This is a genomic window from Ramlibacter pallidus (genome assembly GCF_015070875.1).
Classification (GTDB): domain Bacteria; phylum Pseudomonadota; class Gammaproteobacteria; order Burkholderiales; family Burkholderiaceae_C; genus Ramlibacter; species Ramlibacter pallidus.
This window is the reverse complement of sequence record NZ_JADDIV010000004.1, coordinates 440,953-465,197: the sequence shown is the minus strand read 5'-3', so window position 1 is coordinate 465,197 and position 24,245 is coordinate 440,953. Positions and strand designations below refer to the sequence as shown.

Sequence of the window (24,245 nt, the reverse complement as noted above, 5' to 3'; positions counted from 1 at the left end):
GATGCGGCCGGCGACCGCTGCCATCATGCACCATGGCCCTGATGACCTACCCCGTCGAAGGCGGCTGCGATTGCCGCTACCTCCGGTACCGCCTGGCCACCGCGCCGATGATCGTGCACTGCTGCCATTGCCGCTGGTGCCAGCGCGAGTCCGGCGCCTCGTTCGCGCTCAACGCGATGTACGAGGCCGACCGCGTCGTGCACCTGGGAGGCGAGCCGGAGGTGGTGAACACGCCGTCGGCCAGCGGCGCCGGCCAGCAGGTCGCCAGGTGTCCGCGGTGCCGGGTGGCCATCTGGAGCCACTATGCCGGCTCCGGCCCGGTGACGAAGTTCGTGCGCGTCGGGACGCTCGACGACCCCGACCGGATGCCGCCGGACGTCCACATCTTCACGGCCTCGAAGCAACCCTGGGTGACCCTTGCGCCGGGCACGCGCGCCTTCGAGGCGTTCTACGAGCGGGAAGCGGTCTGGTCCGCCGAAGCGCTGGCGCGGCGGGCCGCCCTGCTCCCGCAGATCGAGGCGTACCTGGCTTCACGCCGCTGAAGCGTCGTGCGGCGGCCGGCGTCAGGCCGCGCCGAAGATGCACTCCTGCCCCTTGCGCGTGTCCATGTACTCGCGCACGCGCTCGATGCGGCCCTCGGCGTCGAGGGTGAAGATGAAGCAGTAGTCGTTCTCGTAGGGGCGCCCATTGGCCAGCGTCGCCCGCATGCGCTCCTCGAGGATCACCTCCCTGCCGTCGCACAGGACGCGACCGAACTCCACCTGCACGTCCGCGACGAACAGGCGCGGGAACAACGCGACGAGGAAGTGGACGATGCTGTCCGGCCCGACCATGTGGTGGGTGTAGTCCAGCGCGACGGCCGTCGCGTTGCCCGGCGGCGCCAGCCACTGGACGTCCGGCGCCAGGCACGCCCGGATCCGTTCGGCATCGCGGCTGCCGAACGCCTGCCAGGCGTCCATGACCGATCGTTTCGCCTGCTCTTGCTGCATCTCGCCTCCGTTCGGTACGAGCGCCAGTGTCCGATCCGCCTGCGCCGGCCACTCGCCGTTTCCGGACCTGTGCATCCGGTGCGTCTGCGGTTCAGGAAGCGAGCAGCCAGCCGCCGAGCAACACCATGCCGAGGAAGAAGCACTTGCGGAAGGCGGCCTCGCCCAGCTCTTCGCGAATCTTCTGGCCGATCCACATTCCGGCGAGCGCGGGCACGACCGACAGCGCCGAATGCGTCGAGGTGGTGAGATCCAGCGCGCCCCGCGCGGCGAGCAGGCAGGCGAGAGCAAGGGTGGACGTCGTGAACGACAGGCCCAGTGACTGGGCGAGCTGGTTGCGGTCCAGTGCAAGCGCCTGCAGGTAGGGAACGGCCGGCAGGACGAACACGCCGGTCACGCCCGTGGCCAGGCCGGTGGCCGCACCGGCAAGGGGCCCGGCGAAAACCTCCACGCGTGGGGACAGTGGCGCAATCCGCCATCCGGCCGCGCCCGACAGGCCGTACGCGAGCAGGCAGCCGCCCAGCAGGATCCGGCCCAGCGGGTCCTGCAGGGGCGGCAGCAGCGAGGCACCGGCGACGCCCGCCACGATGCCCAGCTGGAAAGTCGCCAGTCGCCGCACCAGAGGCCCGAAGGCGCCGCCGGCGAAGGCCTGCCACAGGTTGGTGACCAACGACGGCAAGGTGAGCAGGCTCGCGGCCTGGGGGATCGGCATCAGCAATCCCAGCAGGCCCATCGCCAAAGTCGGCAGGCCCAGGCCCAGCACGCCCTTGACCATGCCGGCCCCGAAGAAGATGGCGCTGACGATGAAGAAGAAGGGGAGGTAGTCGTGGGGCATGGCAGCGGCGAGTTTCCGCGCCTGCGGGCAGCGGCACCATCAACGATTCGTTGAGGCTGCCGCGGGCGAGCGTTGCCCATAATCCGGCATGCATTTCGGCTGGACCGACCTCCAGATCTTCCTGCACGTCTGCGAGGCCGGAAGCATGACGGCGGCGGCGGCGCGTTGCCACCTGACGCTGGCCGCCGTGAGTGCCCGGATGCGCGGACTGGAGGAATCCAGCGGCGTCCTCCTGCTGGCGCGAGGACGGCGCGGTGTCACGCCGACGGCGGCCGGCACGGTGCTGGCGAGCCATGCCCGGCGCGTGTTCGAGCAGGTCCAGCGCCTGGAGCGCGACCTGCTCCACGCCCGCCGGGCACCGGAGCAGCCGCTGGTGGTCCTTGCCAACAGCGCCGCCCTCGCGCGGGGCTGGGCGCCGGCGGTGGCGGAGCTGAACGACGCGACCATCCTCGTCCGGGAAAGCGCGAGCGAATCCACGGTACGGTCCATCCGGTCCGGCGCCGCCGACGTCGGCATCGTTTCCGATGCGGTCGATACGCACGGGCTGGCCACGCACGACCTCGGGCCCGACCCGCTCGTCCTCGTGGTGCCGCGCGATCACGGGTGGGGCCGGCGCCAGGGCGTGCGATTCAGCGAAGCCCTCCAGCTGCCGTGGATCGCGTGGGGCGAGCAGAGCGCACTCTCCACGCACCTCCTCCTGCGCGCCGCCGCGGCCGGGGTGCAGCTGGCGCCGCGCTTCACCTATCCCGCCGCCGGCGGCGTGCTTCAGCTCGTGGCCCGCGGGCTGGGCGTCACGGTGCTGCCCGAAGCGGTCGTCCAACAGCACGCGGGCCTTGAAGAGGTTCGCTGCGTTCGGCTGGAGGATCGGTGGGCCCAGCGGCGATTGCTGGCGTGCCATGCCGGCGGTGCGGCCCCGCTTCGCCAGCAGGTGACCGAGCGGATCGTCCGGCACTGGCATCGCCAGGCTGGCGCCCTCCAGACGCACTAGACTCCGGCGTCGTCCAGAAGGAAGGTGAACGTGACAGATCCGGTCGTCCGCAAGAACGAGGCGTTGCGTCGGTACGAGATCGTCGTCGAAGGCGAGCTGGCCGGCTTCTCCGAATACAACGTGCTGGCGAACGGCATGCTCTTCACGCACACCGAGGTGCTCCCCGCCTTCGAAGGGCGCGGACTGAGCTCGGCGCTGATCCGCGGCGCGCTGCAGGACATCCGTTCCCTGCACACGCACGTCATCCCGGTCTGCCAGTTCGTGGCGGCCTACCTGCGCAAGCACCCCGAAGACCACGACCTGGTGGCGCCCGAGAGCCGCCGCGCCTTCGGCATCTGATGGACCTGCACTTCGTCCGGCCGCCGCCCGACGTGAGCGCGTGGGTCGCGATGGGCGTGCACCTCTCGTTCGATACACCGGGCACACGGCCCGTCCCTTGCCATTTCCCCGCGCTCGTGGAGGGCGGTCTCTCGCTGGTGCTCGAAGGGAAGTTCTTCTTCCAGGACCCGTCGGGCGCGTTCGTCGCGCTCCCGGCAGGGTTCGTGAGCAGTGCACGCGCCGTGCCCCTCACGCTGCATCGCACGCCGCGGCTGTGCCTCGCGGGACTGCGGCTGCATCCGGCCGGCACGCTGGGGTTGCTGCAATCGACGCCTCTTTCCCTGGCGCACCAGCTGGCCGACGCCCGCGACGTCTTCGGCTGCGCATGGACGCGGCTGGCCGAGCGCATCGCGGAGGAGAGCGTGCCCGAGAAGCGCCTGTCCGGCCTGATGGCGTTCGCCCGCGAGCGCCTGTGCCAGGAGGCGCACCGCGAGCGCCTGCGCACGGCCTCGCGGCTGCAGCGCGCCGCCCTGCGCGAAGCGACCCCGCAGGACGCCGTGGGCCTCTCGCTGCGGCAGTTCGAGCGGGTGTTCGCCGGCCACTTCGGCGTGGGACCCAAGCTGTTCCAGCGCGTCGCGCGCGTGGAAGGATTGCTGCGTGACGCGCTCGTCACGGGCACGACGGACGCCGGGCTCGCCTTGCGGCACGGCTACTACGACCAGTCGCACATGGCGCGTGACCTGCGCACGCTGGCGGGCGCTTCGCTGCGCCAGCTGGCGCAAAGCACGCGCCGGCCGGATTCCGAGCACTGGGCCCTCGCCGTGGGGACGTGGATGACGGCCCCGCGCGCCTAGGCGCGTGTCGAATTTTTCCTATCGCCGGCGCGGTGGCTTCCCTAGGATGCGGCGCCATGCCGTCGACCACCGCCACCCGCCTCCTGTTCGCCCTGGCCATCGCCGGCCTGGTCGTTCCCTGGTCCTTCAACATCGCCTTCCTCCTGGGCGGCGGCAGCTTTGCGCCCGCGCCGTTCCTCGCCGCCGTGTCGGCCAATCCGCTGGTCGCGGGCATCACCTGGGACGTCTACCTCGCGGCCGCCGCGTTCTCCGTGTGGCTGCTGCAGGATGCGCGGGCGGCGGGCGTGCGCTGGCCGTGGCTCTACGTCGCGCTGACGTTCGGCGTGGGACTCGCGTTCGCGCTGCCGCTGTACCTCGCACTGCGCAGGAGAGGCTGAACGCCGGCCCGCGTCCATGCGTCCGCGCATCGCGCGCAGCGGCCTGGCGCACCCGCTCGTCGCCATGCGTGGACCGGGCAGCGTGCGTCAGCGACGTCCTACATGCCCCGGGTTGTCCCCGCGCTACGGTCTGGGACGCGCAGGCGTTCGCATCGTGCGGCACCGCTGGCGCCCTGGAAGGAGCCACACCATGGGGACCCGCCCCGAGCTGCCCGCCGGACCGACGCCCTACCGGCGCGTGGCCGGCCCGGGCATCGACATGCCCGTCGACGAGGTGATGCAGAACGTCGCGCGCTTCGCGGACCTGCCGTGCGATCCCAACGCCTTCGTCGACCGCAGCGACCCCACCCGGCGGCTGGCGATCCGCTGGCCGATCTCGCCCGGCCACCGCGCCGCCCCCGCCGGCATCGCTGCGCCGCACCGCTTCCACATGAGCTTCGTCGAAACGCGCGCCGGCCAGTCCCCGGTGGTCCACGCGCACGACTACCGTGAAGTCTTCGTGCCGATCCGCGGCACCTACCGCATCTACTTCAACAAGGACGGCGCGGACCACGTCGAACTCGGCCCGCTGGACACCTTCTCCGTTCCCGCCATGCTGTGGCGCCGCGTGGAGCAGCAGGGTGCTCCCGGCGAGACCGGGCTGCTGATGGTGCTCTACGACGACACCGACGACCCGAACCGCAGCATCTTCGTGCCGCAGGAAGTGATCGACGCCGACCGCGAGCGCGGGTTCGACCCGTACGCGGCGGCGGGGAGCTGACGGATGCAGCGCCGCACCTTCCTGGGCGGACTCGCCTTCTCCTGCAGCGCATCGGCCGTGCTGGCCCAGGCGCCATGGCCCGCGCGCCCCGTGCGGCTGGTCGTCCCCTTGCCGCCGGGCGGCGCGGCGGACGGCGTGGCACGCGGCATCGCGCAGCACCTGCAGGGCGCGCTGAACACGCCCTGGGTGGTCGAGAACCGCCCCGGCGCTTCGGGCACCATCGGCGCCGACCTCGTGGCCAAGGCCGCGCCCGACGGCCATACCTTCCTGAGCCACACCTCGGCGATCACCATCCAGCCGCACATGGGCAGCGCGCCCTACGACGTGCTGCGCGACTTCGTGCCGGTGGCGCAGACCATCGCCGGCTCGTACGTGCTGGTCGTCCCGCCTTCCTTTCCCGCGGACAACCTGCGCGGATGGATCGCGACGGTGCGGCGGGCACCGGGACGCTATAGCTACGGCAGCCATGGCAGCGGCTCCGGGCCGCACCTGGCGATGGAACTGCTCAAGGAAGCGGCCGACCTGTTCATCGTGCACGTGCCGTTCCGCGGCGCGGCCCCGGCGCTGCAGGAACTGCTGGCCGGCCGGCTCGACATGGCGTTCGAGACCACGTTCGCGGCGCTGCCGCACATCCGCACCGGACGCCTGAAGGCGATCGCATTGGGCGGACCGCGCACGCTGGAAGCCCTGCCGGGCGTGGGAACGGTGGCCGAAGTGTTCACGGGGTTCGACACCGACGGCTGGCAAGGCGTCTTCGCCCCGGCCGGCACGCCGCCGGAGATCGTCCGCCGCGTCGGCGAGGAGACCGGCCATGCGCTGCGCGCGCCGGCCCTGGCCCAGCGCATCGTCGAGCTTGGATTCCGGCCGGTGGGCAACACGCCGGAACAATTTGCCGCGGTCGTGCAGGCCGATTACAAAAAGTGGGGGCGAGTCGTCCGCGAACGGCGCATCCTTGCCGACCAGTGACAATCGCCTCGGTGACCGGACCGGATTTTCCTTCGCGCCCCGTGCGCTATGTCGTGCCCTTCCGCCCCGGCGGGCCGCCGGACGCCATTGCCCGGCTGGTGACCGGCGCACTGACCGAACACTGGGGGCAGCCCGTGACCGTCGACAACCGTCCGGGCGCCAACGGCAACGCGGGCAGCGAGTTCGTGGTGAACTCGCCGCCGGACGGCTGCACCCTGCTGCAGGGCAGCAGCGCGACGCACGGGTCGAACAGCGTGCTGTTCCCCCTGCTGCCCTTCGATGCGCACCGCGACCTGGCGCCGGTCGTGCCGCTGATCGAGGGTCCCCTGTACCTGGCCGCGAGCGAGCAGCAGCCGTTCCATGACGTCGCCGGCCTCGTCGCGCACGCGCGGGAGCACCCGGGCGACATCCGCTTCGCGACGGCCGGACCCGGATCCCCGCAGCACCTGGCCGGCGAGCTGCTCAAGATCCGCGCCGGCATCGACATCACGCCCGTGCACTACGCGGGCGCGGCCCACGCGCTGCGCGCGCTGGTGCAGGGAGACATCGAGATCTACTTCGGCTCCGATTTCTCCGTGCATCCGGAAGCCGCGCGCGTGCAGTTGCTGGCGGTGTCCACGCGCTGGCGCTGGCCGGCCGCGCCCCACCTGCCGAGCCTGGTGGAGGCGGGCATTCCCGACTTCGAGATCCACGGCTGGTTCGGCGTGTTCGCCCCCGCGGCGACACCGGTGGAGATCGTCGGCCGGATCAACGCCGCCGTGAACGCGGTGCTCGAACGGCCCGCGGTGAAGCAGGGCATCCAGGCCTTCGGCTACCGCGTGCTCGGCGGGCCGGTGCAGGAATTCGCCGAGCGCCTGCAGCGTGAAGCCGCCTACTGGGCCGACCTGGTCAAGCGCAACGGACTGTCGCTCGTCTAGTACCGGCGTCGCGTGCCACTAAACTGTGGCTGCAACATGACCCAAGAATCGACCGTCACTTCCCCGCCGCGCCAGCGCGCCGCCGCTCGCAAGGCCCCGCGGCCCGTGCATCCCCTGCTGCACAAGCTGTTCGAGCTGTACCCGCGGCTGTTCGGTGCCCGGTTCCTCCCGCTCAAGCTCGGCATCTACCAGGAGCTGCTGGCGGCGCACCCGGCGGAACTGCCGGCCGCCGAACTGAAGGTGGCCCTCGGGCTGCACACGCGTTCCAACCGGTACATCGAGGCGGTCGCCTCCGGCCTGCCGCGCCATGACCTGCAAGCCCGGCCGGTCGAGCCCGTCGCACCGGAGCACGTGCACCACGCGATCCTGGAGCTGTACAAGCGCCGCAGCGGCAAGTCGCCCGGACCGGCACGCGAACAGGCGGTCGCCCAGATGGCCGCCGCGATCGAGGCCTGCGGTCTGAGCCGCGAGGACTACCGCGAGCGCTTCAGCTCGCCGGACGACCACCTGCATGCGCTGATGGAGGACGCGCTTTCGCTCGTCGCGCAGAAGCACGCCCGCCGGGAAGCGCTGCGGAACGCCTTCCGTGCCAGCGGCAAGCCGGTCGCGGAGTTCGCCGAGATGTACGGGCTGGACCCGAAGGAAGCCGAAAGGCTGCTGGCGTAGACGCCGGCACGCGACGACCGTGTCGGTGATGCACCCTGCCACCGACGGACCCTCCGACGCGACGCCCACGGACGACCAGGTCCGCGACGCGATCGCAGTGCTGCTGCAGGAGCGGCAACCGCCCGCGACGATGTGCCCTTCGGAGGCCGCACGGATGCTGGCGCCGGAGAACTGGAAGGTCCTGATGCCGCAGGTGCGGGCCGTGGCCGTCGCCATGGCGAACGACGGACTGCTGGACATCCGCCAGGGCGGCCGGACGCTCGCGCGCGATGCCCCCTGCGCGGGCCCATCCGCCTCGGTCGGCCCCTCAGGGACACCGCGGGACACCACACCACGCCGGACGGCCGCTACTTCGTCGTGCGCGGACGGCTCTGGCGCAAGGCCAACCCGGACCTGCCCGAGGACGTGCGGGAAGCGCTCGTCCGGGAGCTGATGGACGCGCGGCGAGCCCTGCGCGGAACGCCCTCCGAAGCACAGCGTCGCGCTGCTCGCGCGCAGGTGGACCGCGCCAAGCGCGCGCTGGGCGAACGCGGGCCCGTGTGGTGGACCGACGGCGCACCGGACTTCAACCGCAAGCTGGCGAAGAACACGCCGTACCGCGAGTGGTTCCTGCGGGTCGAGGGCGGCGGCGACGTGTAGAACCTCCGCCCGGCGCTGCGTCAGCCGCCGGCCGTGGCGCGCTTCGATGCCTGGCCCATGAGGCGGTCCAGCGAAACCACCGCCCGGGTGTGGCGTCCTTCCGCGGCGACGCCGGCATGATCGACAGCGGTCACGACGAACTCGTACAGGCGCCCCTGCATGCCCACGAACTCCGCGTGGAAGCGCACCACGGCGCCGATGGGCGTGGGAGCGACGTGGCGGATGTCCACACCGACGCCGACGGAGAAGTGCCCCTCGGGAAGCGCGTCGCGCATCAATCGCGCCGCCGCGACTTCGAGCAGGCCGACGACGCGGTTCGTGGCCAGTACCTGTGGAAAGGCGTCGCCCTGCTCCAGAGCCAGGAAGTCGGCGCAGTCGTGGCGCGCGACGCGATAGGAGAACTCGTAGGGCGAGGCCGGAAGGGTGAGTGTGGAGGTCATGCGGCCTGTTCCTCCGCCTGGCATTCGAAGCGCACCGCATCGGTGTTGGCGCCGCACAGGAGGACGCCGATGCGCGATCCCTCCGGGGGCCGGAACCTGCCCTCGAGCAAGGCGGCAAGAGCCGTCGCCCCGCCCGGCTCCGCCACGACGCGCAGCGTCCTCCAGAGTTCGCGTTGCGCATGGCCGATGGCCTCGTCGCTCACCAGCACCGTGCGCGCCACATGCCGCTGCGCGATCGGGAACATGAGGTCGCCCACCCGCCTGGGCGCCAGCGAGTCGGCGGCGACGCCGCCCGTCGGGGCGTCCACCGGCTGCCCCGCCGCGAGCGCGCGCGTCAGCGTCGGCGCCGCTTCCGGCTCCACGCCGACCAGCTGCGTCCGGCCCGCGTACCACGCGGCCATGCCGCCGATGAGGCCCCCACCGCCCACGGCCACGAGCACCGCGTCCAGCCCCGGGGCCTGCTCCTCGAATTCCAGCGCCACGGTGCCCTGCCCGAGCAGGGTCTCGACCTGGTCGAAGGCGTGCACCTGCGCGGCACCGGTGCGCTGTGCCCAGGCCAGGCTGGCCGCGAGCGCGTCGGCGTAGCGGTCGCCTTCGATGCGCAAGGCCGCTCCGTAGCTGCGGATCTGCCGCAGCTTCGCGGGCGACGCGACCGACGGCACGAAGATGGTGGCGGGCACGCCCTGCTTCATCGCCGCGAAGGCAGTGGCCGCGCCATGGTTGCCGCCGGATGCGGCCACCACGCCCGCCGGCGGGATGCTGCGACGGAGCATCTGCGTGAAGGCGCCCCGGGTCTTGAACGAGCCGGCGTGCTGCAGGTACTCCTGCTTGAACACGATGACGATGCCGGGCAGCCCGAAGTCCTCGCCCGCCACTTCGAGCACGGGGGTGCGGCGCACGCGGGACCGGATCAGTGCAGCCGCGGCCCGGATCTGCCCGGGGTCGATCGATGAGGTGTGCATGCTTTGCCAGGAGTTCTCGGACGCGATATGATAGTTAGCAGATTGACTAACTGCAAGCCGCATGGAACTGAAAGCTCTGCGCGCCCTCTCCAACGAGAAGCGCCTGCAGGTCATGGAATGGCTCAAGGACCCGGCGGGACACTTCCCGCCGCAAGTGGACGGCGACCTGGTGGAAGACGGCGTCTGCGGCCAGTTCATCGCCGAGAAGCTGGGCGTGACGGCGGCCACGGCCAGCGTGCACCTGCGGCAACTCGTCGAGGCGGGGCTGCTGCGGCCCACCAAGATCAAGCAATGGACTTTCTACAAGCGCGACGAGAAGCGCCTGCAGGAACTCAAGCGCGCGCTGAACAAGGGGCTGTGACGGGCGTCGGCCGCCCCCCACGGCACAATCCAGCATGCACCTGAAGGTCGGCGAACTCGCCCGCTCCACCGGGCTCACGGTCCGCACGCTGCACCACTACGACGAGATCGGCCTGCTGCAACCGTCGGGCCGGTCCGGGTCCGGCTACCGGCTCTATGCGGAAGCGGACGTGGCGCGCCTGCATGCGATCCAGGCGCTGCGCCACCTGGGCTTGCCCCTGGCCGAGATCGGCCCCCTCCTGGACGGCAGCGAAGCCGCGCCCCAGCGCGTGATCGAGCAGCAGATGCAGGCGCTGGACCACCAGATCCGGCAGGCCACGGAACTGCGCGAGCGGCTGGCGCTGATGCACGGCCTGCTGCTCAAGGGCGGCACCCCCAGCATGGACGACTGGGTGCGCAGCCTGGCGATGATGACCACCTTCGGCCGCTACTTCGCGGCCGGCGAGCTCAAGCAGATCCTCGGCGCGTACGACGGCATCGAGCAGGAATGGCTGCAGTTGCAGGCGGAGGTGCGCCGCTACATGGACACGGGCGGCGGCATCGACACGCCCGAATGCCAGGTGCTCACCCGGCGCTGGACGATGCTGATGGTGCGCTGGATGGGGGGCGACTTCGACCTGATCGAGCGCTGGGGCGCCATGTTCCGGCAGGAGGCCGAGGTGCGCGGACAAGGCGGGGCGCCGCCGACCGACATGATGGAATTCATGGAGTCCGCGATCAAGCTGCGCATGGGATGGTTCCAGGCGCACTTCGGCGACGTGGACTACCGCCGCACCCGCCACGTGCCCGATGTCGAGGCGCAGGCGATCGAGGCCGAGGGCCAGGCGCTGCTGCAGGCCGGCGAGCCGGCGGACGGCGCGAAGGCACGCGCCCTGCACGCGCGCTGGATGGCGCTGCTGGATCGCAGCTCCGGCGGTGACGCCGCCTTGCGCGGGAAGCTCGCCACCCTGCACCAGGGCCATCCGCTGCTGCTCGCGGGCCTGCCGCTCGGCCGGGCCGTGCGCGAATTCCTGTCGTCGGTGCACGAAAGGGCTTGACCCTCACGTAACGTGAGCCCGCACAGTCGGCCCTGTTCGAAGGACCGACCATGACCCAGAAAGACGACCCCGCCGCTCGCGCGGCCCTCTTCCAGGACCGCAACTTCCGCTGGCTGATGGCCGGCAGCGCCATCTCGCTGCTCGGCGACCAGTTCACCCTGCTCGCCCTGCCCTGGCTCGTGCTGCGCCTGACCGGCGACACCGTGGCCCTGGGCACCGTGCTCGCCTTGATCGGCATCCCGCGCGCCGTCTTCATCCTCGTCGGCGGCGCGGTGGTCGACCGCTTCTCGCCGCAGCGCGTGCTGATGCTCACCAAGCACGTCAACACCGTGCTGCTGGGGGTGCTCGCGATCGGCGTCTGGCAGGCCGCGCTGACGCTGCCGGCGATCTACGCGCTGTCCCTGGCGCTGGGCATCAGCAGCGCCTTCAGCATCCCTTCCGGCACGTCGATCCTGCCGCATGCCTTGCCGGCGTCGCAGCTGGCAGCCGCCAACGGCGTGATGATGGGCCTGCGGCAACTGAGCATGTTCCTCGGCCCGCTCGCGGCCGGGGTGCTGATCGCACTGTTCGGCGACGGTTCCGGCGGCGTGCAGGATGCGGCCGGCGTGGCGCTGGCCTTCGGCCTCGACGCCTTCAGCTTCGCGCTGTCGGCCTGGACGCTCTCGCGGGTCGTCACCCGCCCGCAGCCCCCGGACCCGGCGCGGCATGCGCCGATCTGGGCGTCGGTGGCCGGCGGCCTGAAGCACGTGTGGGGCGATGCGCAACTGCGAACCTGTTATCTGTACTGGGCCGCCGTCGCAGTGCTGGTGCTGGGCCCGCTGCACATCGCCTTGCCGGTGCTGGCCGAGAGCACGCCGGGCCTGGGCGCATCGGCCCTCGGCCTGATGCTGGGGGCGCACGGCGCCGGCACCCTGCTCGGCATGGTGGCGTCGGGGCTGCGTCCCGGGCTGCGCATCGGCACGCTGGGCACCAGCATCCTGCTGGCGGACATCGCCATCGGGCTGCTGTTCGTTCCCATGGGGGCCATCACCGCGGCCTGGCAGGGGGCGCTGCTGATGGTGCTGGTCGGCGTGCTCGGAGGCTTCATGCAGGTGGCGGTGTTCACCTGGGTGCAGAAGCGCGTGCCACCCGCCATGATCGGCCGCGCCATGAGCCTCTTCATGTTCATCTTCATGGGCCTGGTGCCCGTGGCATCGGCGGCGACGGGATGGCTGCTGCGCGTGGTGACACTGCCCCAGTTGTTCGCGGGGTCGGGCCTGCTGCTGGTCGCGGCCGCGCTGCTGGCGTGGGTGGGCACGCCGATCCGGCGTGTCAGCGACGCGGTGGTGCAGGCGCACTGAGCGCGCGGGACACCGCCGGCTGCGCGTCGCGATGGGGCAAGCCTGGTCATGATGGTTCCTGAGGTCCGGCGGGAACGTCGCTCCCTCCATCCACGACGAACGAGCCGGCCTTCTCGACCATCAGCCGGCGGCCTGCCGTGCCTCCAGCGTCACCTCGGTGCGCAGCAGGCGCGACACCATGCAGTTGTCCTTCGCCTGCAGCGCCACGGCCTGGAAGCGCGCCGCGTCCAGGCCGGGCACGTCGGCGACCAGGCGCAGCCGCAGGCCGGTCACGGCGGGGCCGCCGGCGCCCAGGTCGAAATGGAACTCGGCGTCTGTCTCCACCGTCCTGGGGACCGCGCCCGCAGTTTCCGCGAAATACGCGAAGGCCATCGAGAAGCAGGCGGCGTGCGCGGCGGCGATCAGCTCCTCGGGGTTGGCGCCCTGCTCGCTGCCGAAGCGGGTGGGAAAGGAGAAGCGCGTGTCCCGGAGGCTCGCGCTCTGGGTGGTCAGCCGGCCTTCCCCGGTCTTCAGGCTGTCTTTCCAGATGGCCTTGGCGTTGCGTTGCATGGAGTTCTCCTGTTCAGGGCTGCAGGCGGACCACGACCTTGCCGAAGTTCCCGCCCGCGAGGTAATGGGCAAACGCTTCCCGCGCCCGCGCGAAGGGGAAGACCCGGTCGACCACCGGGCGCAGGCGATGCCGGTCGACGGCCTGCATCATGGCTTCCAGCTGGGTGCGGCTGCCGATGGCGATCGGCCGGATGGTCGCGCCCGCGCCGAACACCGCGCCAACCTCCACGGCGGCCGGCCCGCCGCGCGTGCCGACCAGGGCGACATGGCCGCCCAGGCGCGTGGCCCGCAGGGATTCGGCCAGTGTCGAGCCCTGGACCTCGACGACGCGATCCACGCCGGCGCCTGCGGCCAGCTTGCGCACCTGCGCCCCCCATGCCGGCTGCGCCGCGCTGTCCAGCACGTGGTCTGCACCCAGCGAGCGCAGCCGCTCGCTCTTGCGTGCGTCCGAGGTGGTGGCGATCACCTTCGCGCCGAGCGTCTTCGCGAACTGGATCGCGAACAGGGACACCGGGCCGGAGCCCAGCGTGAGCACCGTCTCGCTTTCACCCATCCGGCCGTTCGCCGTCACCGCATGCCAGGCGGTCAGGCCGGCGCAGGGCAAGGTCGCCGCCTCCTCGTCGTCCAGGTGTGCAGGTACCGGCACCAGGGCTTGCTGCGGCAGGCACACGTACTCACTGAGCATGCCGTCCAGGCTGCCGCCGAGCTGGTCGATCACTTCCATGCGGAACGGGCCATCCAGCCAGCGGGGAAAGACGGAGGCGACGACCCGCTGGCCGGGCCGCACGCGGTCCACACCCTCGCCGACCTCCATCACCTCGCCGGCGCCGTCGGCAACGGCGACCACGTCCGGCTTGACGGGCAGCGGATAGCTGCCGTGGACCAGGATCGCGATCTCGCGGTAGTTGAGCGATACCGCGTGCACACGGACCAGGGCCTCGCCCGCCCCGGGCACGGGCCGGGGCACGTCCTGCCTGCGCAGCCCCTGCAGGCCCGCGCCCATCGTCATCACGTAGCGCTTCACCGGCGCGCTCCGCCTGCGGCCTGCTTCACGTAGCCGCGTCCTTCGACGATCCGGCCGTGGGCGATGCGCATGACGTTCAAGCCCCGCACGGAAGCGGCCGGCGATGCGCCCGGCCAGTACCGCCAGAAGATCAGCCCATGGTCTCCGAGGACGCGGACCTCTTCCACCTCGAACCGGGACTGCGGGTCCGAGGCGATGGACTGCCAGAGGCCGAGGCAGGCGTCACGCCCCGTGTACCGGTCACCGTCCGGCGCGGAGACGGTGTTCTCCAGCACGCAGTCTTCGGCGACGAGGTCGGTCAGCAGTTCGGTCGCATGGCGCTGGAAGGCTTCATTGAAGCGGTCGATGATGGCGCGGGTATCGCGCAGCGGGGGATGCATGGGTCACCTCGGTCAAGGAAGAGTGCGTGCAGCTTAGGCCGGGCCACCATGAAGAACAATGGTGCGAATCGACATGGGGTGTTAAGTTCGCCTAATCAATGAAAGGGCACGGTGATGGCACGCAAGGACACTTTCAGCGGACTGGTGGAATTCCTCGCGGTGGCGCGGCAATCGAGTTTTCGCGCCGCCGGCGCCGATCTCGGCGTGACGCCGTCGGCAGTCAGCCAGACGATCCGCAGCCTCGAAGCGCGGGTCGGCGTCCCTCTCTTCCAGCGCACCACGCGCAAGGTCACCTTGACCGATGCCGGGGCCGCGCTGCTGGCGCAGCTGGCCCCCGCGGCCAGCACGATCGCCGAAGCGATGGAGGGCGCCGCCGCCGACCGGGCGCGCCCCGCGGGCAACCTGCGGCTGTCCGTGCCGCGCATTGCCTTGCCGCTGGTGCTGTGGGATCTGCTGCCGGCCTTTCGCGTGGCCTGTCCGGACATCACGGTGGACCTCGACGTCAGCGATGCGTCGGCCGACCTGCTCGCGGCGCCGTTCGATGCGGGCATCCGGATGGGCGAGTACCTCCAGCGGGACATGGCGGCCGTGCGCCTGACGCAGGACTTCCGCCACGTGATCGTCGGCTCGCCCGGCTACTTGCGAGCACGGGGCCGGCCCGCGTCGCCCAAGGACCTGCCGGTGCACGAGTGCATCCGCTACCGCTTCCCGACGGCCCGAACGGTCTACCGATGGGAGTTCGTCCAGGGCCGCAGGAGGTATTCGGTGGACCCCACAGGCAGCGTGACGGTGAACGATCACCTGAGCATGATCGAACTGGCATGCCGCGGCGTCGGCCTGGCGTACACGCTGGACCTGCTCGTGCACGACCCGATGGCGGCGGGCGCGCTGGAAGAGGTGCTGGGCACGCACCTGCCGAAGACGTCGGGGCTGTTCCTGTACTTCCCGGCGCGCAGCCAGGCCCAGCCGAAGTTGCGGGCCTTCATCGATTTCGCGAACGAGCGGCTGCGCGGAGCGGGCGCGGCAAGGGCCATCCGCGGCTGACGGCTGAGTCAGCGGCCCGCGAGTCCCCCGGTGCCGGAACCCGATGCAAAATGCCCCTTTTTGCGGAGGTCATCCCATGACGGCAGCTCCCGAATTGACGGTGATGGGGCCCGGGGTTCTTCAGCCGATCGAGCAGCAGGCGATCGTGTGGCTGGCGCAGCGCCGCGCCGACCAGGGCTTCTGGCCCCGGGAACACAACGCGACGCTGAGCGTCAGGCGCCTGTCGCCGGACCTGTTCGACCTGGAGCTGCACCCGAAGGTCACCGACCCGGACAGCAGCCTGAAGCTGCCCCACCCCGCCCGGAGCGTGTTCACGGACGACGCCTGCTTCGAGTTCGCGCGTGACGGGTTGATCCCGCAGTTGCCTTCCAGGGACGAGGCGCGCGAAGTGTTCTTCCAGGTCGTCACGAAGGCGATGAAGCAGCAGGGCGGCCGGTAGCGCCGGCCGCGCTCAGGCCAGCAGCACCAGGGCGAGCGCCACGGCGGCCGGGAGGGCCTGCACGAACAGGATCTTGCGGCTGGCCGTCGCCGCGCCGAACACCCCAGCGGTGATCACGCAAAGCAGGAAGAACACCTTCACGCCGGTTCCGGCGGGACCGAGCCACAGGCCCCACACGAGGCCCGCGGCCAGGAAGCCGTTGTAGAGGCCCTGGTTCGCCGCGAGCACCTTGGTGGCCTGCGCCGCCTCGCGGGTCTGGCCGAAGGCCTTCAGCCCCGCCGGCTTGTCCCAGAGGAACATCTCGAGGACAAGGAAGTACAGATGCAGCAGGGCGACGAGGCCCACCAGGATGTTGGCGGCGATGGACAAGGCTCCTCCAGCGGATGGGGCGGCGCCGCGGTGAGCGACCGGACCGGCCGCGACAAGGATAGCCCATGAAAAAGGAACGGCTCCGGTTGTCCGGAGGCACCAGCCTCTCGTTCTTCACGGCCGGCGATGCGGCGCGTCCCGCCGTGCTGCTCCTGCACGGCACCCCGAACTCGGCGCGCATGTTCCGCGACCTCATGCCGGCGCTGGCGCAGGAAGCCTTCGTGATCGCGCCCGACCTGCCAGGCCACGGCGCATCCGACGTACTGCCGGAAATTTCGTTCGCCGCCATCGGCGAGGCCGTCTCGGAATTGCTGGAGCGCCTGGGCATCGGCCCGAGGTTCGTCTACCTGCACGACTGGGGAGCGCCAGTGGGACTGCACGTCGCCATGAAGGCGCCCGAACAGGTGCTGGGCCTCATCGTGCAGAACGCGAATGCACACCGCTCGGGATGGGGACCGGGGTGGGCTTCGCAGCTGGAGTACTGGGCACAGCCGAACGCGGAGAACACGGCGGCGGTCACTGCGCACCTGACGCTGGAGGGCACGCGCGACACCTACGTCTCCGGCGTGCCGCCGGAAGTGGCCAGCCGGATCCCCGCCGAACACTGGGAAGAGGACTGGCGCGTGATGAACCTGCCGGGTCACATGGAAACGCAGCGGGCGCTGATCGACGACTACAAGAACCATGCCGCGCGCTTCGACGCCATTGCCGCCTATCTGAAGGAATGGCAGCCCCCTGCCCTGATGGTCTGGGGCCGGCACGACATCTACTTCGCGCTGGACGAGGTGCTGTCCTGGATGCGCGCGCTGCCGCGGATGGAAGCCCACGTGCTCGATGCCGGCCACCTGCTGCTGGAGACGCACGCCGCCACCGCGGCATCGCTCATGCGCGACTTCGTCCGGCGCACGCTCACTTGCGCCGGTACAGCAGCAGCGTCACCGGCGCCAGGAGCAGCGTGAGGGCCACCGGCGCCGCCAGCGCGAGCAGCACCTGGCCGGCCGTCGCGGTGCCGGCCATCAGCCCGCGCTCGGCGGTGGTCATCAGCGAGATGGGATTGACCTCCACCACCGCGCGCAGCCACCCCGGCATCGTGCCGGGGTCGACCATGATGTTGGACGCGAACACCAGCGGGAACAGGAAGCTGAAGCTGAGCGTCATCACGGTCATCGGCGTGCGGACGATCAGGCCGACCACCAGGAAGATCCAGCCCATGCCGAACCCGATGGCGATCAGCAATGCGAAGCCCGCCACCACGCCCGGCACGCCCGCGGCCGGGCGGTAGCCGAGGAGCAGCCCGATGGCGAGGATGATGCCGCCGGCGATCAGGTGCCGCAGCACGTCGCCCACCATCAGCCCCGCGAAAGGCGCCAGCGACCAGATCGGCAGCGAGCGGAAGCGGTCGAACAGGCCCTTGCCCATGTCGGTGGCGAGGCCCATGCCGGAGTACACCGAGTTGAAGACGACCGTCTGCACGAGGATGCCGGGCAGGAAGTACTGGAGGTACTCGCGCGGCGAGCCGGCCAGCGCGCCGCCGAACACGAACGTGAACAGCAGCGTGAACATGATCGGCGTCATGACCAGGTCGAACAGCTGCTCGGGCAGGTGCTTGAACTTGAGCACGGCGCGCCAGCCGAAGACCAGCGCGTCCGATGCGGCCGAGGGCCGCGCGGGGGCGGCCACCTGGCGCAGCTGGCGCGCGGCGGCGCCGGTGGTGACGTCGTTCATGCCGTTGCTCCCTGGCCCGCGGCCTCGTCGGCCCGGCCCGTCAATGCGAAGAAGACTTCGTCCAGGCTCGGGCTGCCGAGGGAGAAGTCGACCGGTTCGATGCCGGCGGCCAGCAGTGCCGCCAGCGCCGCGTTGGCGTCCTGCGCGGAGTGCGCCGCCACCGACAGGCGGGCGCCCTCCACGCCCCGGTGCACCTTGGCGCCGCAGCGCTCCTGCAGCAGGTGCGCCGCGTCCTCCAGCCGCGATGGGTCCGCCAGCGTGACGTGGACGAAGCCGGAGCCGGTGGCCCGCTTGAGCTCGGTGCTGGTGCCTTCGGCGATCTTGCGGCCGTGGTCGATCACGGCGATGCGTTCCGCCAGCTGGTCCGCCTCGTCCATGTACTGCGTCGTGAGCAGCACCGTCACCCCGGACTGCGCCAGCGCGCGCACCATCGCCCACACGCCCTGCCGCGCCTTGGGGTCCAGGCCCGTCGTGGGCTCGTCGAGGAACAGCACGCCGGGGGTGACCACCAGGGAGGCCGCGATGTCCAGCCGCCGGCGCATGCCGCCCGAATAGTCCTTCACCTGCCGCGTCGCCGCGTCGGACAGCTCGAAGGCGGCAAGCAGTTCGTCGGCCCGCTCCCTGGCGGCGCGCCCGCGGAAGCCCCACAGGCGCGCCAGCATCACCAGGTTCTCGCGCGCGGTAAGGTCCTCGTCGAGCGAAGCGAACTGCCCGGTCATCGCGATGGCGGCGCGCACCTCGCGCGGTGCGCCCACCAGGTCGTGGCCCATGACGCGCGCCATGCCGGCGTCCGGCTTCGCCAGCGTTGCCAGCATCCGCATCAGCGTGGTCTTGCCCGCGCCGTTCGGCCCGAGGATCGCGAAGATCATGCCGCGCGGCACGTCCAGGTCGATGCCGTCGACCGCCCGCACCTCGCCGAAATGCTTGGCCAGGCCGCGGGCGTGGATCGCCAGCGAGGACGGGTCCGTACCCGTCCCGCCGACGGGTGCGGAGGCGTGCCGTGCGATGTCGTTCATGGGACTTGCGCGAGTCGAAGTCCGCGATTGTGCAATGGACGACCGGTGCGGGCCGGCAAGGCCCGCCCGGCCCCGCGGGCACCCCGCTAGCGGGCCAGCTGCAGCCGCAGGAAGCTGTAGATGAGCGCCTCGCGCAGCGCGAAGATGTGCGGGTCCGTGCGTCCGGAATGGCCGCCGCTGGCTTCCTCGTACAACCAGCTGTTGCCGTGGCCCAGCGTGCGCAGCTGCGCGACCATCTTGCGGGCGTGCGCGGGATGCACGCGGTCATCGTTGCGGTTGCCGATGAAGAGCACCGGCGGGTACGGCTTGCCGGCGTCCGCCTTCATCGCGTTCTGGTACGGCGACCACCGGGCCAGCACGGCGCGGTCCGCCGGCCGCGCCGGGTCGCCGTACTCGTCGATCCACGAAGGGCCGGCGAACAGGCGCGTGAACCCGAGCATGTCGGTCAGCGGCACGCGCGAGACCACGGCGCCGAACAGCTCCGGCCGCTGCACCATCACGGCCGACACCAGCGCGCCGCCGTTGCTGGCGCCGTAGATCCCGAGTTGCCGGCTGGTCGTCACGCCGCGCTTCACGAGGTCTTCCGCCACCGCGATGAAGTCGTCGAACGCCGCCTGCCGCTGCAGGTGGCGCCCCGCCTGGTGCCAGGCCTGGCCGAAGTCGCCGCCACCGCGGATGTGCGACAGCACCATCACGCCGCCGTACTGCAGCCAGTTGATGCCGGGCAGCCGCTGGTACTCCAGGTCGACGGTCAAGCCGAAGCCGCCGTAGCCGTACAGCAGCGTCGGCAGCGGACCGCTGGTCGTCGCCGGGCCGACCACCGTGTAAGGCACCATCGTGCCGTCGCGCGAACGCGCCTCGAACTGGCGGACCACGAGCCCGCTGGCATCGAAGAAGTGCGGCTGCGACTTCGCCAGCACGGGTGTCCCGGGCGCGTCCGCATCCACCAGCTGCAGCACCTGCGGGGAGATCGGGCCCTGGGTCGTGAGCCAGAAGCGGTTGTCCTGCGTCGGCCGGTCCGGCTGGACGTAGAGGATGCCGTGTTCGGGCGCCGGCAGCGGCTGCGCGCGAAAGCCAGCGCCTTCGCGCCGCTGAAACACCAGCTGCGGCTTCAGGTTGTCGGTGAAGGCCACGATGAAGCCGTCCTTCACGCGCTCGACGCGGCGCACCTTCACGCGATCGCGCCCTTCGACCAGCACGTGGATGTCGCGCTGCGGCGCCGTGGCCTGCGCCAGCGGGATGGCCAGCATCCCGCCGGCCGCGTAGGTCCGGCCGCCGGTGGTCCAGGCATTGCGCAGGGACACCATCAGCCACTCGCCTTCCAGCCACGCGTTGGCGTCGGGCGGCAGGTCGACCCGCACGGGCGCCGCATCCCCGAGCATCAGGTGCTGTTCGCTTTCGAAGAACCGGATGCGCCGGTGCAGCAGCGCCGCCGGCGGCAGGCCCTCGCCGCGACGCGAGATCGGGTACACCTGCACGTCATCGGGCTGGCCGCGCAGGACCACCGGGGCCGAAAGCAGGTCGGTGCCCCGCTTCCAGCGCCGAAGTTCCATCGCGTAGCCGCTGGTGGTGACGCTCCCCGGACCGGCCTCGGTCGCGACCAGCAGTTCGTCCGGCCCGTACCAGGCCGCCGACTGCTTGGCGGTGGGCGTGCGGAAGCCCTGCGGCAGGAAGGCACGCTGCTGCAGGTCGAACTCGCGCAGCTCCACCTTGTCCTCGCCGCCGGCGGACAGGAAGACCAGCGCCCTCTGGCTGGCGGCGTGGACGTCGGCGCCAGTGAAGACGATGTTGCGCGCCTCGTCCCGGGCCAGGTGGTCGACGTTCAGCAGCGTCTCCCAGGACGGCCGCTCCTTCGCGTATTCCTGCAAGGTGGTGCGGCGCCAGCCGCCGTGCGGGCGCGAGGCGCTGCGGAAGAAGTTGTAGAGATGCTCGCCCTGGCGGGACACGAACTGGATGTTGCTGGACGACGACAGCGCGGCCAGCGTCTCCTTACGCCGCCGGGCGAAGTCCGGCTCACCGGAGACCAGCGCCATGGCCTCGGCGTTGCGGTCGTGGACCCAGCCGAGCGCCTTGCCGTCCTGCACGCCCTCGAGCCAGTCGTTGGGGTCCGGCGCGTCCTGCGCCCAGGCCGGGGGAAGCAGGCCCGCGGCAAGGGGCCAGAGAAGCAGGTCGCGGCGTTTCAGTTGCGTCATGGCTCTCATTCTTCCGCGGGCTTCCTTAACGGCAGCCAAAGACGGAAGATGGTTCTTTGGCTGGCCTTAAGCAAGCCGCTCCCAGAATCGCCGCATGCACATCCTCCTGATCGAAGACGACCTGGACCTCGGGCGCGCGCTGCAGGCCGCGCTGAAGGTCGAGGGCTTCAGCAGCGAATGGCGCCGGCGCGCGGCCGACGCGCCGGGCGTGGTGGACGCCGACACCGTCGACTGCGTGCTGCTGGACCTGATGCTTCCCGACGGCAGCGGCTTCGACGTGCTCGCGCGCTGGCGGGACAAGGGCAACAAGGTGCCGGTCATCGTGATCACCGCGCGCTGCGCCATCGAGGACCGCCTCAACGGCCTGGACGGCGGCGCCGACGACTTCGTCGTCAAGCCCTTCGCCACCGCGGAACTCGTGTCGCGCGTCCGCGCGGTGCTGCGTCGCAGCGCCCGCCAGGCGAGCGAGCGCTGGACGGTGGGCGCGCTGGTGATCGAGCCGCGCCGGCGCCAGGCGCTGCTGGGCGGCGCGCCGCTGGAACTGTCGCCGCGCGAGTTCCAGCTGCTGGTGGAACTGGCGCGCGATCCGGGTGCGGTGATCCCCAAGGGCGTGCTGGCGCAAAGGCTGGACCCGCTCGGCGATCCGGTGGAGTTCAGCGCGATCGAGGTCCACGTGTCCCACCTGCGGCGCAAGGTCGGTGCCGAATTCATCCGCACCGTGCGCGGCGTGGGCTACATGCTGGAGGCGCGATGAACCGCTTCCAGGCCGCCTGGGCCGCCGTGCGCGAGCCGACGCTGCAGCGGCGCAGCGTGGTGATGGTGCTGTGCGCCTTCTTCGTGATCTGGGGGGTGCTGGTCGCCTACCAGTACGGGAAGTACCAGCGGGCGATGGCGGAGGAACAGCCGTTCGAGAAGTTCACGGCCGCCGTGCTGCAGGCGATCGACGGGCTGCCGGACGAACAGCAGGCCGTCGCCGCCCTGGAAGCGACCGAACGGTGGGTGAACGTGCGCCGGCGGCAGATCGGGCGCCTGCCCGGGCAGATCCAGATGGAACTGCGCGACCGGCAGGGCCGTGTGGTGCGCGGCCCGGTCCGCCCGGACCCGGGGACGAACTGGGACCACCAGGTGACCGGGCGCCACTGGACCCTGCGCGTGGTGGAGCCCAAGCGCAGCGTGCAGGACTACCTGGCGCGCAACACGCCCTTCATCGGCGAATACCTGCTGCTGGCGCTGCCCTTCGTGCTGCTGCCCGTGTGGCTGTCGATCCGGACCGGCCTGAAGCCGCTGCAACGCTTCGCCGGCGCCATCGCACGCCGCCAGCCCGACGACCTGCGGCCTCTGGAGGACGTGCCGCCGCACCGCGAACTGAGGCCGCTGTCGGATGCGCTGGACGCCTTGCTGGAGCGGCTGCGCCTGCGCCTGGACCGTGAGCGCGTCTTCGTGCAGGACGCCGCGCACGAGATCCGCACCCCGCTGGCCGTGGTGATGACGCAGGCGCACGTGATGGCGCATGCCCCCAGCGCGGAGGAACGGGCCCGCGCCTATGCGCTGCTGACGGGAGCGATCGACCGCGCCTCGCACGTCGCCAGGCAACTGCTGATGCTGGCGACGCTGGACGACGCGCAGAAGCCGCCGCCGCGCCGCATCGACGTCGCCCAGGCGGCGCGAGAGATCCTCGCGCAGGCGGCCCCGCAGGCGATGCAGCGCCGCATCGAGCTGTCGCTGGAGGCGCCGGACCACCTCCCGAGCGCGGTCGACGAACCCGGCTTCACCTCGATCCTGCTGAACCTGGTCGACAACGCGATCCGCTACGGGCGCGAAGGCGGCAACGTCGTCGTGACGCTCCGCGGCGACGAGGAGCGCATCCACCTGCAGGTGCAGGACGACGGCCCCGGCATCCCGCCCGAGGAACACGCGCTGGTGTTCGAACGCTTCTACCGGGGTGCGGCGCAGGAGACGCCGGGCTCGGGCCTGGGCCTGGCAATCGTCAAGCAGGCCGCGCTGCGCATGGGCGGTCGCGCCCTGGTGACCGCAGGCCTCGCGCGCGACCGCGGCGTGGGCTTCCTCGTCAGCCTGCCGGTACCGGGGTTCGCGCCCCGCTGAGGCACGGTTTCCCCGTTCCCGATCCGTTCAGGTTGGGCCGCTATCCTGCATGCAGAACTCCTGAAAGACCCTCATGCGACGCCCCCTCCTCCCGACCCTGGCCCTGCTCCTCGCGCTGGGCACGCTGCTGCCCGCGGCGTGGGCAGCGGTGGACCGCGAGGCGGCCGCTTCCCTGGCGCAGCGCAAGACGCCCGGCCGCGTGCTGGCCGTGGAGCGCGGACTGCACGTGGACAACAGCGTCGTGTGGCGCATCCAGGTGCTCACCCCCGCGGGCGAGGTCCGCCTGGTCATGATCGACGCGGAAACCGGCCGCATCCGCTAGAACGGCCGGCGGCACCGCGCGGGTGTGTAGCATCGCGCGGTGGAAATCATCGTCTTCTTCGCCCTGGCAGGGGCGGCCTGGGTGTTCGCCCGGGCCCGGCAGCAGCAACGGCGCATCGCTCTCCTCGGCAGCTTCCTTTCGCGCTACACCATCGAGAAGAACATCGAGACGGTGACGCAGGGCTACCTGCGCGCCCTGGGCGAGGCCGACGCGGGCCGGCAGGCGCAGGTCCTGGATCTGCTGCGCGCCAACGAACAAGCCTTGTGCAGCCAGGTGGCGCAGCTGGCGAAGGACTTCGCCGCGGCGCAGCCCGTCATCACGGCCGTGAGCAAGCTGCCGGTCTGGGTGCCGCTCGCGCCCAGCCTGGCGGGCTCGTTCGACCTGCGGGAAGCACTGCGCATCCATGCGCGCGGCATCTGCCGGGCGGTCGACGTGCCGCCGGAAACATCGCCGCGCGACCGCGCCTTCGCGATCTCGGCCGAGTTGCTGCTGATGCAGCACACCTGCCACTGGTTCTGCAGGTCGCGGCTGGTGGCGTCGAGCCGCATGCTCGCACGCCACCGCACGTCCTACGAGCAGCTCGTCGCTTCGGTGCTGCCGCAGACTCGCGCGGAGTACCTCGCGCTGGTGGCGTAGG

General features: G+C 71.2%; 32 protein-coding genes. 21 read left to right on the top strand and 11 right to left on the bottom strand.

The genetic code is table 11. The features are described 5' to 3' along the window. Positions 1-41 precede the first annotated feature (41 nt). Positions 42-542 carry a GFA family protein gene (locus IM787_RS15480; protein ID WP_193677880.1) on the top strand — a complete coding sequence of 167 codons (501 nt, stop codon included), beginning with the start codon at positions 42-44 and terminating at the stop codon, positions 540-542. A gap of 21 nt (positions 543-563) precedes the next feature. Here the strand turns inward: IM787_RS15480 and IM787_RS15475 are convergent, their stop codons facing one another. Both IM787_RS15475 and IM787_RS15470 read right to left on the bottom strand, forming a co-directional pair. Then, a complete protein-coding gene (locus IM787_RS15475; RefSeq protein WP_193677576.1) occupies positions 564-989 on the bottom strand; it encodes a nuclear transport factor 2 family protein in 426 nt (141 codons plus the stop codon). Positions 990-1,080: 91 nt separating this feature from the next. After that, positions 1,081-1,821: a sulfite exporter TauE/SafE family protein gene (locus IM787_RS15470; RefSeq protein WP_193677575.1), complete on the bottom strand. Its 741-nt coding sequence runs from the start codon at positions 1,819-1,821 to the stop codon at positions 1,081-1,083. Positions 1,822-1,909: 88 nt separating this feature from the next. Between IM787_RS15470 and IM787_RS15465 the strand changes: the two genes are divergently transcribed. The 10 genes from IM787_RS15465 to IM787_RS21560 all read left to right on the top strand — a co-directional run bounded on the left by IM787_RS15465 (position 1,910) and on the right by IM787_RS21560 (position 8,306). Further along, a complete protein-coding gene (locus IM787_RS15465; protein WP_193677574.1) occupies positions 1,910-2,809 on the top strand; it encodes a LysR family transcriptional regulator in 900 nt (299 codons plus the stop codon). Positions 2,810-2,839: 30 nt separating this feature from the next. Continuing rightward, positions 2,840-3,148 (top strand): GNAT family N-acetyltransferase, encoded by a 309-nt coding sequence (locus tag IM787_RS15460; protein WP_354004423.1) that lies wholly within the window; start codon positions 2,840-2,842, stop codon positions 3,146-3,148. Continuing rightward, positions 3,148-3,981, top strand: coding sequence for a helix-turn-helix domain-containing protein (locus IM787_RS15455; RefSeq protein WP_193677572.1), 834 nt, complete (start codon positions 3,148-3,150; stop codon positions 3,979-3,981). Before IM787_RS15460 ends, IM787_RS15455 begins: the two co-directional genes overlap by 1 nt. Before the next feature lie 56 nt (positions 3,982-4,037). Beyond that, complete coding sequence (locus IM787_RS15450) at positions 4,038-4,358, top strand: DUF2834 domain-containing protein (protein ID WP_193677571.1); 321 nt, start codon at positions 4,038-4,040, stop codon at positions 4,356-4,358. 190 nt (positions 4,359-4,548) lie between these two features. Further along, positions 4,549-5,118, top strand: coding sequence for a cupin domain-containing protein (locus tag IM787_RS15445; RefSeq protein WP_193677570.1), 570 nt, complete (start codon positions 4,549-4,551; stop codon positions 5,116-5,118). 3 nt (positions 5,119-5,121) lie between these two features. Then, positions 5,122-6,084 (top strand): Bug family tripartite tricarboxylate transporter substrate binding protein, encoded by a 963-nt coding sequence (locus IM787_RS15440; RefSeq protein WP_193677569.1) that lies wholly within the window; start codon positions 5,122-5,124, stop codon positions 6,082-6,084. Positions 6,085-6,095: 11 nt separating this feature from the next. After that, positions 6,096-7,001 (top strand): Bug family tripartite tricarboxylate transporter substrate binding protein, encoded by a 906-nt coding sequence (locus tag IM787_RS15435; RefSeq protein ID WP_193677568.1) that lies wholly within the window; start codon positions 6,096-6,098, stop codon positions 6,999-7,001. 36 nt (positions 7,002-7,037) lie between these two features. Beyond that, on the top strand, positions 7,038-7,667 hold the full coding sequence (locus IM787_RS15430; RefSeq protein WP_193677567.1) for a ProQ/FINO family protein: 630 nt from the start codon (positions 7,038-7,040) through the stop codon (positions 7,665-7,667). Between the two features lie 28 nt (positions 7,668-7,695). Continuing rightward, on the top strand, positions 7,696-8,100 hold the full coding sequence (locus IM787_RS21790) for a DUF3253 domain-containing protein (protein ID WP_227494394.1): 405 nt from the start codon (positions 7,696-7,698) through the stop codon (positions 8,098-8,100). Then, a complete protein-coding gene (locus tag IM787_RS21560) occupies positions 8,025-8,306 on the top strand; it encodes a hypothetical protein (protein ID WP_354004422.1) in 282 nt (93 codons plus the stop codon). Before IM787_RS21790 ends, IM787_RS21560 begins: the two co-directional genes overlap by 76 nt. Positions 8,307-8,326: 20 nt before the next feature. Here IM787_RS21560 and IM787_RS15420 read toward each other — a convergent pair whose 3' ends face one another. Both IM787_RS15420 and IM787_RS15415 read right to left on the bottom strand, forming a co-directional pair. Next, positions 8,327-8,746, bottom strand: a complete 420-nt coding sequence (locus IM787_RS15420) for a thioesterase family protein (RefSeq protein ID WP_193677566.1) — start codon at positions 8,744-8,746, stop codon at positions 8,327-8,329. Further along, positions 8,743-9,708, bottom strand: a complete 966-nt coding sequence (locus IM787_RS15415) for a threonine/serine dehydratase (protein WP_193677565.1) — start codon at positions 9,706-9,708, stop codon at positions 8,743-8,745. Before IM787_RS15415 ends, IM787_RS15420 begins: the two co-directional genes overlap by 4 nt. Positions 9,709-9,769: 61 nt before the next feature. Here IM787_RS15415 and IM787_RS15410 point away from each other — a divergent pair, with 61 nt between their 5' ends. Genes IM787_RS15410 through IM787_RS15400 form a run of 3 tightly spaced genes read left to right on the top strand, consistent with a single transcriptional unit; the run spans position 9,770 to position 12,445 of the window. Then, positions 9,770-10,069: an ArsR/SmtB family transcription factor gene (locus IM787_RS15410; RefSeq protein WP_193677564.1), complete on the top strand. Its 300-nt coding sequence runs from the start codon at positions 9,770-9,772 to the stop codon at positions 10,067-10,069. Positions 10,070-10,103: 34 nt separating this feature from the next. Beyond that, complete coding sequence (locus IM787_RS15405) at positions 10,104-11,105, top strand: MerR family transcriptional regulator (RefSeq protein ID WP_193677563.1); 1,002 nt, start codon at positions 10,104-10,106, stop codon at positions 11,103-11,105. 50 nt (positions 11,106-11,155) lie between these two features. Continuing rightward, complete coding sequence (locus tag IM787_RS15400) at positions 11,156-12,445, top strand: MFS transporter (protein ID WP_193677562.1); 1,290 nt, start codon at positions 11,156-11,158, stop codon at positions 12,443-12,445. Positions 12,446-12,565: 120 nt separating this feature from the next. Here the strand turns inward: IM787_RS15400 and IM787_RS15395 are convergent, their stop codons facing one another. From IM787_RS15395 to IM787_RS15385, 3 genes are read right to left on the bottom strand one after another with little or no spacing between them, the layout of a single operon-like run. After that, positions 12,566-12,994 carry an OsmC family peroxiredoxin gene (locus IM787_RS15395; RefSeq protein ID WP_193677561.1) on the bottom strand — a complete coding sequence of 143 codons (429 nt, stop codon included), beginning with the start codon at positions 12,992-12,994 and terminating at the stop codon, positions 12,566-12,568. A gap of 13 nt (positions 12,995-13,007) precedes the next feature. Continuing rightward, positions 13,008-14,018, bottom strand: a complete 1,011-nt coding sequence (locus IM787_RS15390; RefSeq protein ID WP_193677560.1) for a zinc-dependent alcohol dehydrogenase family protein — start codon at positions 14,016-14,018, stop codon at positions 13,008-13,010. Next, a complete protein-coding gene (locus tag IM787_RS15385) occupies positions 14,015-14,398 on the bottom strand; it encodes a nuclear transport factor 2 family protein (RefSeq protein WP_193677559.1) in 384 nt (127 codons plus the stop codon). Before IM787_RS15385 ends, IM787_RS15390 begins: the two co-directional genes overlap by 4 nt. Before the next feature lie 114 nt (positions 14,399-14,512). On the opposite strand from IM787_RS15385, the gene IM787_RS15380 reads away from it, so the two are divergent. Further along, entirely contained in the window at positions 14,513-15,442 is a 930-nt protein-coding gene (locus IM787_RS15380; RefSeq protein WP_193677558.1) for a LysR family transcriptional regulator, read from the top strand. Positions 15,443-15,518: 76 nt separating this feature from the next. Then, positions 15,519-15,881: a hypothetical protein gene (locus IM787_RS15375; RefSeq protein ID WP_193677557.1), complete on the top strand. Its 363-nt coding sequence runs from the start codon at positions 15,519-15,521 to the stop codon at positions 15,879-15,881. Positions 15,882-15,893: 12 nt separating this feature from the next. Here IM787_RS15375 and IM787_RS15370 read toward each other — a convergent pair whose 3' ends face one another. Continuing rightward, positions 15,894-16,250, bottom strand: a complete 357-nt coding sequence (locus IM787_RS15370; protein ID WP_193677556.1) for a DUF1304 domain-containing protein — start codon at positions 16,248-16,250, stop codon at positions 15,894-15,896. 65 nt (positions 16,251-16,315) lie between these two features. Here IM787_RS15370 and IM787_RS15365 point away from each other — a divergent pair, with 65 nt between their 5' ends. Continuing rightward, positions 16,316-17,209 carry an alpha/beta fold hydrolase gene (locus IM787_RS15365; protein ID WP_193677555.1) on the top strand — a complete coding sequence of 298 codons (894 nt, stop codon included), beginning with the start codon at positions 16,316-16,318 and terminating at the stop codon, positions 17,207-17,209. Here IM787_RS15365 and IM787_RS15360 read toward each other — a convergent pair. The 3 genes from IM787_RS15360 to IM787_RS15350 all read right to left on the bottom strand — a co-directional run bounded on the left by IM787_RS15360 (position 17,160) and on the right by IM787_RS15350 (position 21,183). Next, positions 17,160-17,975 carry an ABC transporter permease gene (locus IM787_RS15360; protein WP_193677554.1) on the bottom strand — a complete coding sequence of 272 codons (816 nt, stop codon included), beginning with the start codon at positions 17,973-17,975 and terminating at the stop codon, positions 17,160-17,162. The genes IM787_RS15365 and IM787_RS15360 overlap by 50 nt on opposite strands. Further along, the gene (locus tag IM787_RS15355) at positions 17,972-18,991 is read right to left on the bottom strand and encodes an ATP-binding cassette domain-containing protein (protein WP_193677553.1); all 1,020 of its coding nucleotides are present in this window, start codon (positions 18,989-18,991) and stop codon (positions 17,972-17,974) included. The genes IM787_RS15360 and IM787_RS15355 overlap by 4 nt, the downstream gene beginning before the upstream one ends. Before the next feature lie 86 nt (positions 18,992-19,077). Next, positions 19,078-21,183: a prolyl oligopeptidase family serine peptidase gene (locus IM787_RS15350; RefSeq protein ID WP_193677552.1), complete on the bottom strand. Its 2,106-nt coding sequence runs from the start codon at positions 21,181-21,183 to the stop codon at positions 19,078-19,080. A 94-nt stretch (positions 21,184-21,277) separates the two neighbouring features. Here IM787_RS15350 and IM787_RS15345 point away from each other — a divergent pair, with 94 nt between their 5' ends. The 4 genes from IM787_RS15345 to IM787_RS15330 all read left to right on the top strand — a co-directional run bounded on the left by IM787_RS15345 (position 21,278) and on the right by IM787_RS15330 (position 24,244). After that, positions 21,278-21,937, top strand: coding sequence for a response regulator (locus IM787_RS15345; protein ID WP_193677551.1), 660 nt, complete (start codon positions 21,278-21,280; stop codon positions 21,935-21,937). Beyond that, complete coding sequence (locus tag IM787_RS15340; RefSeq protein ID WP_193677550.1) at positions 21,934-23,286, top strand: sensor histidine kinase; 1,353 nt, start codon at positions 21,934-21,936, stop codon at positions 23,284-23,286. The genes IM787_RS15345 and IM787_RS15340 overlap by 4 nt, the downstream gene beginning before the upstream one ends. Before the next feature lie 73 nt (positions 23,287-23,359). Then, the gene (locus IM787_RS15335; RefSeq protein WP_193677549.1) at positions 23,360-23,608 is read left to right on the top strand and encodes a PepSY domain-containing protein; all 249 of its coding nucleotides are present in this window, start codon (positions 23,360-23,362) and stop codon (positions 23,606-23,608) included. A gap of 39 nt (positions 23,609-23,647) precedes the next feature. After that, on the top strand, positions 23,648-24,244 hold the full coding sequence (locus tag IM787_RS15330) for a hypothetical protein (RefSeq protein ID WP_193677548.1): 597 nt from the start codon (positions 23,648-23,650) through the stop codon (positions 24,242-24,244). Position 24,245: the final 1 nt, after the last annotated feature.

Excerpts from the sequence above, each read along its gene's own strand:
- IM787_RS15480 (WP_193677880.1), top strand. The coding sequence starts at position 42 with ATGACCTACCCCGTCGAAGGCGGCTGCGATTGCCGCTACCTCCGGTAC.
- IM787_RS15475 (WP_193677576.1), bottom strand. The coding sequence starts at position 989 with ATGCAGCAAGAGCAGGCGAAACGATCGGTCATGGACGCCTGGCAGGCG.
- IM787_RS15470 (WP_193677575.1), bottom strand. The coding sequence starts at position 1,821 with ATGCCCCACGACTACCTCCCCTTCTTCTTCATCGTCAGCGCCATCTTC.
- IM787_RS15465 (WP_193677574.1), top strand. The coding sequence starts at position 1,910 with ATGCATTTCGGCTGGACCGACCTCCAGATCTTCCTGCACGTCTGCGAG.
- IM787_RS15455 (WP_193677572.1), top strand. The coding sequence starts at position 3,148 with ATGGACCTGCACTTCGTCCGGCCGCCGCCCGACGTGAGCGCGTGGGTC.
- IM787_RS15450 (WP_193677571.1), top strand. The coding sequence starts at position 4,038 with ATGCCGTCGACCACCGCCACCCGCCTCCTGTTCGCCCTGGCCATCGCC.
- IM787_RS15445 (WP_193677570.1), top strand. The coding sequence starts at position 4,549 with ATGGGGACCCGCCCCGAGCTGCCCGCCGGACCGACGCCCTACCGGCGC.
- IM787_RS15440 (WP_193677569.1), top strand. The coding sequence starts at position 5,122 with ATGCAGCGCCGCACCTTCCTGGGCGGACTCGCCTTCTCCTGCAGCGCA.
- IM787_RS15430 (WP_193677567.1), top strand. The coding sequence starts at position 7,038 with ATGACCCAAGAATCGACCGTCACTTCCCCGCCGCGCCAGCGCGCCGCC.
- IM787_RS21790 (WP_227494394.1), top strand. The coding sequence starts at position 7,696 with ATGCACCCTGCCACCGACGGACCCTCCGACGCGACGCCCACGGACGAC.
- IM787_RS15420 (WP_193677566.1), bottom strand. The coding sequence starts at position 8,746 with ATGACCTCCACACTCACCCTTCCGGCCTCGCCCTACGAGTTCTCCTAT.
- IM787_RS15415 (WP_193677565.1), bottom strand. The coding sequence starts at position 9,708 with ATGCACACCTCATCGATCGACCCCGGGCAGATCCGGGCCGCGGCTGCA.
- IM787_RS15410 (WP_193677564.1), top strand. The coding sequence starts at position 9,770 with ATGGAACTGAAAGCTCTGCGCGCCCTCTCCAACGAGAAGCGCCTGCAG.
- IM787_RS15405 (WP_193677563.1), top strand. The coding sequence starts at position 10,104 with ATGCACCTGAAGGTCGGCGAACTCGCCCGCTCCACCGGGCTCACGGTC.
- IM787_RS15400 (WP_193677562.1), top strand. The coding sequence starts at position 11,156 with ATGACCCAGAAAGACGACCCCGCCGCTCGCGCGGCCCTCTTCCAGGAC.
- IM787_RS15395 (WP_193677561.1), bottom strand. The coding sequence starts at position 12,994 with ATGCAACGCAACGCCAAGGCCATCTGGAAAGACAGCCTGAAGACCGGG.
- IM787_RS15385 (WP_193677559.1), bottom strand. The coding sequence starts at position 14,398 with ATGCATCCCCCGCTGCGCGATACCCGCGCCATCATCGACCGCTTCAAT.
- IM787_RS15380 (WP_193677558.1), top strand. The coding sequence starts at position 14,513 with ATGGCACGCAAGGACACTTTCAGCGGACTGGTGGAATTCCTCGCGGTG.
- IM787_RS15375 (WP_193677557.1), top strand. The coding sequence starts at position 15,519 with ATGACGGCAGCTCCCGAATTGACGGTGATGGGGCCCGGGGTTCTTCAG.
- IM787_RS15365 (WP_193677555.1), top strand. The coding sequence starts at position 16,316 with ATGAAAAAGGAACGGCTCCGGTTGTCCGGAGGCACCAGCCTCTCGTTC.
- IM787_RS15360 (WP_193677554.1), bottom strand. The coding sequence starts at position 17,975 with ATGAACGACGTCACCACCGGCGCCGCCGCGCGCCAGCTGCGCCAGGTG.
- IM787_RS15355 (WP_193677553.1), bottom strand. The coding sequence starts at position 18,991 with ATGAACGACATCGCACGGCACGCCTCCGCACCCGTCGGCGGGACGGGT.
- IM787_RS15350 (WP_193677552.1), bottom strand. The coding sequence starts at position 21,183 with ATGACGCAACTGAAACGCCGCGACCTGCTTCTCTGGCCCCTTGCCGCG.
- IM787_RS15345 (WP_193677551.1), top strand. The coding sequence starts at position 21,278 with ATGCACATCCTCCTGATCGAAGACGACCTGGACCTCGGGCGCGCGCTG.
- IM787_RS15340 (WP_193677550.1), top strand. The coding sequence starts at position 21,934 with ATGAACCGCTTCCAGGCCGCCTGGGCCGCCGTGCGCGAGCCGACGCTG.
- IM787_RS15335 (WP_193677549.1), top strand. The coding sequence starts at position 23,360 with ATGCGACGCCCCCTCCTCCCGACCCTGGCCCTGCTCCTCGCGCTGGGC.